10 protein-coding genes and 3 tRNA genes are annotated in these 9,220 nt (G+C 71.7%); 8 read left to right on the forward strand and 5 right to left on the reverse strand.

The window, feature by feature from the left end; genetic code table 11:
- Positions 1–27: 27 nt before the first annotated feature.
- A complete protein-coding gene (locus AC1WTP_RS05500) occupies positions 28–522 on the reverse strand; it encodes a YajQ family cyclic di-GMP-binding protein (RefSeq protein WP_481648165.1) in 495 nt (164 codons plus the stop codon).
- A 148-nt stretch (positions 523–670) separates the two neighbouring features.
- Between AC1WTP_RS05500 and AC1WTP_RS05505 the strand changes: the two genes are divergently transcribed.
- Positions 671–754 (forward strand) — tRNA-Tyr (locus AC1WTP_RS05505).
- Between the two features lie 167 nt (positions 755–921).
- On the opposite strand, the gene AC1WTP_RS05510 is transcribed toward AC1WTP_RS05505, so the two are convergent.
- From AC1WTP_RS05510 to AC1WTP_RS05520, 3 genes are all read right to left on the reverse strand, one after another.
- Complete coding sequence (locus AC1WTP_RS05510) at positions 922–1,341, reverse strand: ASCH domain-containing protein (protein ID WP_481648166.1); 420 nt, start codon at positions 1,339–1,341, stop codon at positions 922–924.
- Between the two features lie 170 nt (positions 1,342–1,511).
- Entirely contained in the window at positions 1,512–2,249 is a 738-nt protein-coding gene (locus AC1WTP_RS05515) for a DUF1028 domain-containing protein (RefSeq protein WP_481648167.1), read from the reverse strand.
- A 111-nt stretch (positions 2,250–2,360) separates the two neighbouring features.
- Positions 2,361–2,828 (reverse strand): SRPBCC family protein, encoded by a 468-nt coding sequence (locus AC1WTP_RS05520; protein ID WP_481648168.1) that lies wholly within the window; start codon positions 2,826–2,828, stop codon positions 2,361–2,363.
- Between the two features lie 283 nt (positions 2,829–3,111).
- Here AC1WTP_RS05520 and AC1WTP_RS05525 point away from each other — a divergent pair, with 283 nt between their 5' ends.
- Positions 3,112–3,291: a hypothetical protein gene (locus AC1WTP_RS05525; RefSeq protein ID WP_481648169.1), complete on the forward strand. Its 180-nt coding sequence runs from the start codon at positions 3,112–3,114 to the stop codon at positions 3,289–3,291.
- 265 nt (positions 3,292–3,556) lie between these two features.
- Positions 3,557–4,786: an MFS transporter gene (locus AC1WTP_RS05530; protein WP_481648170.1), complete on the forward strand. Its 1,230-nt coding sequence runs from the start codon at positions 3,557–3,559 to the stop codon at positions 4,784–4,786.
- Positions 4,787–4,819: 33 nt separating this feature from the next.
- Here AC1WTP_RS05530 and AC1WTP_RS05535 read toward each other — a convergent pair whose 3' ends face one another.
- Positions 4,820–5,164, reverse strand: a complete 345-nt coding sequence (locus AC1WTP_RS05535) for a DoxX family protein (RefSeq protein ID WP_481648171.1) — start codon at positions 5,162–5,164, stop codon at positions 4,820–4,822.
- A 606-nt stretch (positions 5,165–5,770) separates the two neighbouring features.
- On the opposite strand from AC1WTP_RS05535, the gene AC1WTP_RS05540 reads away from it, so the two are divergent.
- The 5 genes from AC1WTP_RS05540 (at position 5,771) to rpmG (ending at position 9,102) form a co-directional block, all read left to right on the forward strand.
- Positions 5,771–5,923 (forward strand): hypothetical protein, encoded by a 153-nt coding sequence (locus AC1WTP_RS05540; RefSeq protein WP_481648172.1) that lies wholly within the window; start codon positions 5,771–5,773, stop codon positions 5,921–5,923.
- Positions 5,924–5,996: 73 nt separating this feature from the next.
- Positions 5,997–8,525 (forward strand): EAL domain-containing protein, encoded by a 2,529-nt coding sequence (locus AC1WTP_RS05545; protein WP_481648173.1) that lies wholly within the window; start codon positions 5,997–5,999, stop codon positions 8,523–8,525.
- Positions 8,526–8,632: 107 nt separating this feature from the next.
- A tRNA-Thr gene (locus AC1WTP_RS05550) sits at positions 8,633–8,705 on the forward strand.
- 24 nt (positions 8,706–8,729) lie between these two features.
- Positions 8,730–8,802: transfer RNA gene (locus AC1WTP_RS05555), tRNA-Met, on the forward strand.
- Positions 8,803–8,934: 132 nt separating this feature from the next.
- On the forward strand, positions 8,935–9,102 hold the full coding sequence (gene rpmG, locus AC1WTP_RS05560) for a 50S ribosomal protein L33 (protein ID WP_007073056.1): 168 nt from the start codon (positions 8,935–8,937) through the stop codon (positions 9,100–9,102).
- Positions 9,103–9,220 lie beyond the last annotated feature (118 nt).

Below are 9,220 nucleotides of genomic sequence, written 5' to 3' on the forward strand. Positions count from 1 at the left end.
GCGATGCCCGGTGGAGTGGGTAGTGCTCTACCTGTAGTTGGTGAACTGCAGGGCGACACCGAAGTCATCGCCCTTGAGCAGGGCGATGACCGCCTGAAGGTCGTCCTTCTTCTTGCCGGTCACCCGCAGCTGGTCGCCCTGGATCTGGGCCTGGACGCCCTTCGGGCCCTCGTCGCGGATCTTCTTGCTGATCGCCTTGGCCTTGTCCGAGTCGATGCCCTGGATGACCTTGCAGTCGATCTTGAAGACCTTGCCCGAGGAGCGCGGGTCGCCGGCGTCCAGCGACTTGAGCGAGATGTTCCGCTTGATCAGCTTCTCCTTGAAGACCTCCAGCGCGGCCCGCACCCGCTCCTCGGTCTCGGCCTGGAGGCTGATCGCCTCCTCACCCGACCAGGAGATCTCGGCGCCGGTGCCCCGGAAGTCGAACCGCGTCGCGAGCTCCTTCTCGGCCTGGCGGAGGGCGTTGTCGACCTCCTGCCGGTCGACCTTGCTCACGATGTCGAACGACGGGTTCGCTGCCATGCTCATGCTCCTGCTGTCCGGCGGTTTGTGGTCCTGTGTCCCCCGCTGACCAGCGGTACGACCCCCTGACGGTACCCGCTTGCACCTTTGCCGGGGGTAGCCGCTATCCTTGCTTTCGCCGCCGCGTCGTGACGCGGTGGGGTGCCCTGGCGGGTTGCCCGAGCGGCCAATGGGAGCGGACTGTAAATCCGTCGCGAAAGCTACAGAGGTTCGAATCCTCTACCCGCCACCAGGTGCGAGAACGGCCCCTGACCAGCAGAGATGCGGTCGGGGGCCGACTTTTCTAGTCCCCCTGAATCCAGCCGTTACCCGCCATCGCTCGCAGTCCAGGGGCGTATCGGGGAGAGCATCGAACGCCCGGATTGTCCGGCGGGAGCGCGGACAACGGTGGGCGCCCGCTCAGACGCGGTGCACCAGCCGGAAGCGCTGGGTCAGCACCAGCGTGTCGTCATCGACGGTGAAGCCGGGGTCGCCGAGCTCTGCTCGCACTTCCGGACTGTGCCAGAACGTCTCGTGCCCCGCCCGCCACTGCGCCACCGACTCGTCACCCTCGCCCTCGTCGAGGGCGTGTTGCAGATCAACCTCGGCCAGCCGGACCACCCGCACCTCGGTCAGCTCGATCACCGCAACCCGCCGGTCCTCGGAGTCCACCACGGCCGATCGTTGGCCGACCTCAGGCAGCGGCTCGTCCGCGCGCTCATATCCGAGCACCAGGGCGGAGGTCGAGGTCTTCGCGCCGGACAGGATCGCGGCCACCAGTTTGTCCCGCAGCGGCCCGGGGAACGCGAACTCCGCCCGCGGAAGATCATCGAGGTCCATGTCAGGGAGGGTACGCCGGCGGTTAGCCGCGACCGACGTCTCGCTTACGACAACCACGTCTCGTCTGCCTGCGTCCGCCCACGTCCTCGACGTCGGCTGCTCGTCCACGGGCTGCTCGTCCCGGTCGTCTCCGTTCGGCCCCTTCGCTGTCACTGTTGCTGTCGCGTCCGCTACCCGAGCGCCTGCCGGGCGGCCTCGCCCATCGGGTCGTCGCGGGTGGGCAACTGCTGGATGGTCGGCAGCACGTCCTGCTGGAAGACGCCGTGCAGCCGGCGCAGTTCCCGGGCCGGATGCGCGGCGTCGTCGACCCGCACGTCCCAGAGCGGGTACGGCTGATCGCCGATCACCGTCACGGTCGCCGAGCGTGCGCCGTGCCGGTCACCGCCGGTCTCCTCGCCGGCCTCGATGGCCAGCACGAGCCGCTCCGCCAGGTCGAGTTCCCGGCTCTCCTCGAACACCCGGACGATCTCCGCGAGGGTCTCCGGGCCCACCAGGCGGTTGCCCTGCACCGCGTAACCCGGCCCGGTGTGGTGCCCCGCCCAGTCCCTGGTCCGGGAGCCGGTGAAGGCGTGCGAGCGACCCTGGCGGTCGACCATGCCGACCTGCCGCACCTCCCGACCCGGGTCCCGGGCCAGCAGCTCGGTCAGGACGTCCTGCGGCGAGCGGCCCTCGCGGAGCAGCGGCAGGCCGTCGTAGGCCAGGAACGGGTTGGGGGTGGCCTGGGTCGCCACCGCACCATCGCCGGAGTGGACGTGTGCGACGAGCTTGCCGACCGCGGGTCTGGCCGTCAGGGCTCCCACCCCGAGCTGGCCGCTACGCGGACACCGCGCGGCGATCGAGAAGGTCACGGTCGGCAGGTACCCGGACGAGCGCCGGCCATGCCGGGAGCCGGCCTCGGCCGCTGTCACCCATGCTGCCGCCGCGACCTACGCACTACGCGTCAATCCGGCACGTCAGTTGCGGATCACCCGTACGCCGGGCATCTGCCCCCTCACCGGAATGCTCGGGCGGCGGGACGATCAGGGTCGGCGGGCGGCCCACTCACCTAGCCGGAGCATCATGGATTCCAATCGCCGGCGGAACTCGTCGCGCAGCTGCTTGTCGATCCCCACCTGTACGCCGGCCGGAACGTCTGCCCAGAATTCCTGACTGAGACGGCATGAGTCGGGCCCGAGCGCCTCGATGGTGAGCGCGCCCCAGCTGGGACACCAGCCGACGAGGCTACGGGTCACGGCGCGGCGGCCGGGATCAAGCTCGACCACCTCGTGAAGCACGCCCATTCGGCCGGCTGGGGTCCGCTCTACGAAAGCCTGGATTTCGCCGACTCCCTCCCGGCCCGGGAGAGCCACGGCTACGTCCACCGAGTCGGAGAGCTCGAGGGAAGATGCCGGGTCCCACATGAACGAGAAGACCGCTTCCGCGCTCTTCGGCAGGTCGACGGAGGCTGTCTCTCTCACCTGAACGGGCCTGGTTGTCACTCTGATCATGCGTAGGCGTGTGCGCACGCCGCATTGTGTCAGGTGTTCGCTGGAGCTGGGGGACGGCGGCTGGTGACTGGCAGCACCGTGAGGCGCGCCGCGCGCCTTCGGCAGGTCCTCGGGGTGGCGAGTATTGCCGCGACGCTCGCCCTGCGTGGGGTCACCGGCGGGCTCACAGCCCGGCATCCAGCCTGGAGGAAACGACGCAGGCGTCACAGTCTGTAACGATCATTCGTAGGCCCGGCGTGCGGGTCGCTTCGGCGGGACAATGGAACCCGGCGAGGGAGGTCGGATGAGCGAGGAACGCGAGCGCGCTGACCGGTCGACGGACGAGGAGTTCGAAGCCCGGCGGCACGGCAGGTTCGGCAAGCTGCCCGACCGTGTCGCCCCGGAGGACCTGGTCGAGACGAAGGACACGGACCCCGCGCACGAGGAGCCGGGCGAGCCTCCGGTGCGCCGGGAGTGGGGGTAGCAACCGCAGCCGGGTGTTCGGCTGGCCGAGCCACCTGACATCGCCGGCGGGGTCCAGGCCGCTGCCGCCGGCGGGGGGCTCCGCAGGTCGGGCCTGCGTGTCCGGGCGGTCAGCGCCGTCCTCGGTCTCGCCGCCGGCCTGTGGGGCTGCCCGTGCCCTGACGCCGCCGGCGCGCCGCGGAGCCACAGCGGAATGCGCGATCCCGCAGCCCGTGCTCCGTGGGACGATGCGTGGCGACGGGGGAGGGTGGGAGTTGGCGCCGGAGGTGTCGTCGCGCAGGGCCTGGGGCGCGCTCGTCGTGCTGTCGCTCGCCGCGTTCGCGTTCATCACGACCGAGCTGCTGCCGATCGGCCTGCTCACCCACATCGCGCCGGATCTCGACCGCTCGCGTTCGCAGGTGGGCCTGCTGGTCAGCGGGTACGCCGTCGTGGTCGTGCTGGCGTCGGTGCCACTGGCCCGGCTGACCCAGCGGATCCCCCGCCGCGGGCTGCTCGGCGTCACCCTCGTGCTGTTCGCGGCGGCCGACGTCGTGGCCGCGCTCGCGCCGACGTACGCCGTGCTGGCCGGCGCCCGCGTCGTCACCGCGCTCACCCAGGCCCTGTTCTGGTCGGTCGTCTCGCCCGCCGTGACCGGCCTCTTCCCGCTCGCGGTGCGCGGGCGGGTGGTGGCGCTCTTCTCCACCGGCGCGGCGCTCGCCCCGGTGCTCGGCGTGCCCGCCGGCACCTGGCTCGGTCAGCAGGCCGGTTGGCGGGCGGCGTTCGCGGCGATGGCCGGGGTCGGGGTGGCGATCGCCGCCGCGGTCGTCGTGCTGCTCCCGTCGTACGCGCCGGCGGCCGGTGGTGCCGCCCGGGGCACCGCACCCGACGCCCGCCGCTTCGCGATGCTCCTGATCGCGACCGCCGTCGGCATCGGCGGCTTCCTGACCCTGCAGACCTACGTCACGCCGCTCCTGCTGGATGTCAGCGGCTTCACCGACGCCGCGCTGGCGCCCCTGCTGTTCGTCGCCGGCGCGGCCGGCGTGGTCGGCACGATCCTGGTCGGCCGGACCCTCGACGCCCATCCGATCGGGTCGCTGCTGGTGCCGCTGAGTGTCGGCGCCGCCGCCCTGCTCGGCCTGTACGCGCTCGGCGCGCGGCAACCCGCCACAGTGGTCCTGCTCGCCGGCGTCGGCCTCGCCTACGCGGCGTTCGCCACCGCGGTGCAGAACCGGAGTCTGCAACTCGCCCCCGGCAGCACCGACATCGCGTCGGCCGGCGTCAGCACCGCCTTCAACGCCGGCATCGCGGCCGGATCGCTGCTCGGCGGCGTCCTGCTGCCCGGCCCGGGGCCGCGGCTGCTCGCCCTCGTCGGCGGGCTGCTGACCCTCACCGCGCTCGCGGTGCTCGCCGTCGACGCGCGGCGGCCCGCCACCCGGCCCCGGTCCGTCCCCCCGGGGCCGGTGGCACACCCGCCCCGGAGCTGCGACGGCGACGAGACGACCGTCGCCGTCCGCTGACCCGGGCGCGGGGAACGGACCGAGGGGCCGGCGTCACGCGGCGAGCAGCGCCAGCGAGCCGACCACCGGTGCCGCGTACAGCAGCGGGAACGGGATGTGCGCGTACGAGCGCGCCCGGAGCACGGTGCCGACGGCCCCGGTGAAGTACAGCACCAGGCCGATCCCGGCCAGCACGCCGACGACCGGTACGACCAGGCCGACGACCAGGCCCGCCGCCCCGGCGGCCTTGGCCGTGCCGAGCCAGGGCCACCACGAGCGGGGTACGCCGTAGTCGGCCAGCGGCTCGACGACCCATTTCGCCCCGAGGAACACGGAGGCGGCGGAGAAGCCGACCATGGCGGCGGCCAGCACGGTGACGACGATGTAGGTGGTGGACATCAGCGATGCTCCTCGTCCTGCGGTTACCGGCACGGGCTCGACCCGACCGGACTGTGGTGACTTCCTCATCGCGGTGACACGCGGCGCCGCACCGGTGTGACCGGGCGCGGCCGAGGGTGAGCCACCGCACAGGCGGGGCGATCGGACCGGGCCGGTGGCATGCCCGGAAACCCGGCCGGAGCGCCGGATCGTGCCCGCCCGGCCACCGTGCCTCCCGGCGCCCCCTCGACATTGGTCGGAGCACAGACCGTGGCGGGGTGCTGGCATGGTGGAGCCGACGATGTATGGTGGTCGATGCACTAGTCCGGATCGCCGGGCGCCGCGAACGGAAGGCAGCGGTATACGGGATGTGATCCGATCCGTCGGAAACGAACCGGTCAAGCGGTTGCGACGGTATGCGGCAAAGGTCTTATTGCACGATGCGCGAGGTGGTCAGCGGTTCCGCAACCCCGTGATCTGGGCCGGCTCGACGGTGGCCGTGGCCCGAACGGCGCAGCCTCACCGACGCTCGGGCGGGGCTGGCTGGTGCGGCTTTCCAGTGGCCGCTTCCCTGTGGCACCATCGTGGAACCTCCACCGTCTTCCCCCTGCCGACAGGAGCACACTGATGTCTGGTCGTAAGCCTGGCCGGCTGTTCGGCGTGGCGCTGGCCCTCGCAGCACTCGCCGCGGTCGCCGGCGGTCTCATTCCGGTCGACTCCAACTTCGCCCTGATGGACTACGACTGGGCGGCTTCCGTCACCAGCGCAGTCGTCAGGTAACCGCTCGCCCCGTGGAGGGCCTCGGGCGGCTTCGGTCCCGAGCCTTTGCGACGCGACTCTGCAGAGGAGCGGGATGGCACGGAGTCAACCTTCAGCGCGAAGGCCGGTGGATTCGGCCTGGCTGATCACGGCTCCGATGGCCCTGATCACCGTCGCCTTCTGCACGGTGGCCAGCGCGGTCCAGCCGCCTCCCGTCGACGACCTGGCCATGGGAGTGATCCTCCTGTTCGCCATGGTCGCCGCCGGCACCCAGGTCCTGCAGTTCGTCGTCCGTCGGCAGGCGCTCGCCGTCACCCTCACCGAGATCCCGCTGGTCCTGGCCTTCTACTACCTCGAGCCGGTGACGGTGGTCCTCATCGCGGCGCTCGCGGCCCTGATCGGTCAGATGCGCCGGCGGCTCGCGGCGACCAAAGTCTGGTTCAACGTCGCCAAGGCGGGCGCGGCCGGTTCGCTGGCCGGCCTCGTGCTGCTGGCCATGCCGCCGACCGAGGGGGTGGGTCCGGCCACCTGGGGCGTGCTCTTCGTCGCGGTGAGCACCTTCACCCTCGCCGCCCTGGTCGCCGTCAGCGGGGTGATCAGTCTGCTGCAGGGCTGGCAGGCCGGGCTGGAGATGGTGCGGACGGCCGCCCCCACGCTGCTGACCGCGGTGGTGAACGTCGCCATCGGTCTGGTCGTGCTGATCGTGCTCGACAGCACCTGGTGGGCGATCCTCCTGCTCGGCGCGGTCGCGACCGCGGTGGCCTTCGTCTACCGGTCGTACTCGCGCTTCTTCCGCCAGCACCGGACCCTCAGCGACATGTACGAACTCACCCGGGCCGTGACGCAGAGCGGGCAGGACGGCACGCTCATCGACGCGCTCCTCGGCCGGGTACGCGGGCTGATGCAGGCCGAGTACGCGACGCTCTGGCTGCCACCGCAGGGGCGGCACCCGGAGGTCCTGCTGACCGCCCGGGTCGACGACCCCGGGCTGCTCGACTTCGCGCCCGCGCCGGTCGCGATCCGGGAGAAGGTGCTGAAGACCGGCCAGGCGGTGACCGCCGGCCGAGGGCTCGGCGACGGAGTCGACCTGCGCCAGCTCGGCGGGGACAGCCGGGTCAAAGAGATGATCGTCATCCCGCTGCGCTCCGGGCAGGCGGTGATCGGCACGCTCGAGGTCGTCAACCGGCTCGGCGACACCAACCACTTCGGCCCCGCCGACATCCCCGTCTTCGAGACGGTCGCGGCGCACGCCGCGGTCGCCCTGGAGAACTCCCGGCTGGTCGACCGGCTGCGGCACGACGCCTACCACGACGCGTTGACCAAGCTGCCCAACCGGCGGCGGATCGTCGGCGCGCTGGACGAGTCGGTCAAGATCCGGGCGCCGGGCGAGGTGGTGGCGCTGCTGCTCTTCGACGTGGACGGGCTGCGCCAGGTCAACGAGTCGCTCGGCCACGCCGCCGGCGACAAGGTCCTCGCCGAGGTCGCCGACCGGTTGCGGGCCTGCGTGCCGTCCTCGGCGCTGGTGGGCCGGGCCGGCGGCGACGAGTTCCTGGTCACGCTGCGGCTGGAGAGCGCCGAGGCGGCCCTGGACCTGGCCGCCCAGTTGCGGGAACAGATCCGCGACGAGATGGTCTTCGACGCGCTCACGCTGGACGTGGACACCGCGGTCGGCGTCGCCGTACACCCGGATCACGGCAGCGACGCGGCGTCCCTGCTGCAACGGGTCGACCTCGCGGCGACGGCGGCCAAGTCGGTGCCGGGCAGCGTGCAGCTGTTCAACCCGGCGCTGGAGTCCCGGTCGCTGCGCCGGCTGGGTCTCGCCGGCGACCTGCGGCGGGCGCTCGACGACGGCGAGCTGGAGGTCTACTTCCAGCCCAAGGTGACCCTGCGCGACCGCCGGCTGGTCGGGGTGGAGTGCCTGGCCCGCTGGGAGCACCCGGCGCACGGCACGGTCGCCCCGGAGGACTTCGTGGCGGTGGCCGAGCACACCGGCCAGCTGGGCCGGTTCACCGAGTTCGTGCTCCGCGAGGGGCTGCGGCGCAGCCGGGACTGGACGCACGGCGGCCAGCCGCTCGCCGTCGCGGTCAACCTCTCCGCCCGTACGCTCACCGACCAGCACTTCCCGGCCCGGGTCGAGGAACTGCTCGACGAGTACGGCGTACCGGCGCAGCGGCTCACCCTGGAGATCAAGGAGGCCGGGGTGCTGGACGGCACCGACCGGCCCATCCCCACCCTGCGCCGGCTGCGCGACCTGGGCGTACGGCTCTCGGTGGACGACTTCGGCACCGGCGACTCGTCCCTGGCCCACCTGCGCCGGCTGCCGGTGCACGAGGTCAAGGTCGACCGCTCGTTCGTGCAGGGCATGGCGACGGATCCGGGCGACCTGGCGATCGTGAACGCGGTGGTCACCCTCTCCCAGCAGTTCGGCCTGGCCGTGGTGGCCGAGGGCGTGGAGAGCGAGCTGACCCTGGAGCTGCTGCAGGACATCGGCTGCGAGATCGGGCAGGGTTTCCTGTTCAGCCGGCCCCTGCCGTACGAGCGGCTGGAGGCCTGGTTCGGCGCCCAGGTGGACCCGGAGACGATCTCCGCCAGCGAGCTGCCGCGCCTGCGAGTGGTGCCCTGACCTGGGCGTACGCCCCGGTGCACGGTGGGCGGGGGATCCGATTTCACCTCCGGCGCGGGGCCGTGTAGTCTTACCCCTGCGCGTCGCCCCGCGGGGAGATCGCGCAGGCCCCCTTAGCTCAGTCGGCAGAGCGTCTCCATGGTAAGGAGAAGGTCTACGGTTCGATTCCGTAAGGGGGCTCGAGGGTTCAGCTGGACCCACCGCGGCGGTGTAGCTCAGATGGCAGAGCAAGCGGCTCATAATCGCTGTGTCGCCGGTTCAAGTCCGGCCACCGCTACTCTCGTCCTCCGGGCGTGTTCCTGGTGGTCAGTAGGACGGGCGCCACTGGCGCCCACTTTGCATGTCCGCGTAGTCAGCGCGTAGGCTGACACGCCGTAGTTGTTACCCGTAGCGAGGAAGGCACTCCGCCGTGGCGAAGGCGACCGATGTCCGGCCGAAGATCACTTTGGCGTGTGTGGAGTGCAAGGAGCGCAACTACATCACGCGCAAGAACCGTCGTAACGACCCGGACCGCATCGAGCTGAAGAAGTTCTGCCCGCGCGACGGCCGGCACACGGTCCACCGCGAGACCCGCTGACCTGCGGCCGGCCCCGCCGGCCCGGTCCCCGAGCACACCCGAGCGCCGATCTGCACGGCACCGGCGCGGCCTCGAGCCGCCGCCGACCGCACAGATCGGCGCTCGTGTTCTGCGTGTA

It is taken from the genome of Micromonospora sp. R311 (genome assembly GCF_056780015.1).

What these genes read in the sequence shown, in the direction of transcription:
- AC1WTP_RS05500 (WP_481648165.1), bottom strand. Translation starts at nt 522, where the DNA reads ATGGCAGCGAACCCGTCGTTCGACATCGTGAGCAAGGTCGACCGGCAG.
- AC1WTP_RS05510 (WP_481648166.1), bottom strand. Translation starts at nt 1,341, where the DNA reads ATGGACCTCGATGATCTTCCGCGGGCGGAGTTCGCGTTCCCCGGGCCG.
- AC1WTP_RS05520 (WP_481648168.1), bottom strand. Translation starts at nt 2,828, where the DNA reads ATGATCAGAGTGACAACCAGGCCCGTTCAGGTGAGAGAGACAGCCTCC.
- AC1WTP_RS05525 (WP_481648169.1), top strand. Translation starts at nt 3,112, where the DNA reads ATGAGCGAGGAACGCGAGCGCGCTGACCGGTCGACGGACGAGGAGTTC.
- AC1WTP_RS05535 (WP_481648171.1), bottom strand. Translation starts at nt 5,164, where the DNA reads ATGTCCACCACCTACATCGTCGTCACCGTGCTGGCCGCCGCCATGGTC.
- AC1WTP_RS05540 (WP_481648172.1), top strand. Translation starts at nt 5,771, where the DNA reads ATGTCTGGTCGTAAGCCTGGCCGGCTGTTCGGCGTGGCGCTGGCCCTC.
- AC1WTP_RS05545 (WP_481648173.1), top strand. Translation starts at nt 5,997, where the DNA reads ATGGCACGGAGTCAACCTTCAGCGCGAAGGCCGGTGGATTCGGCCTGG.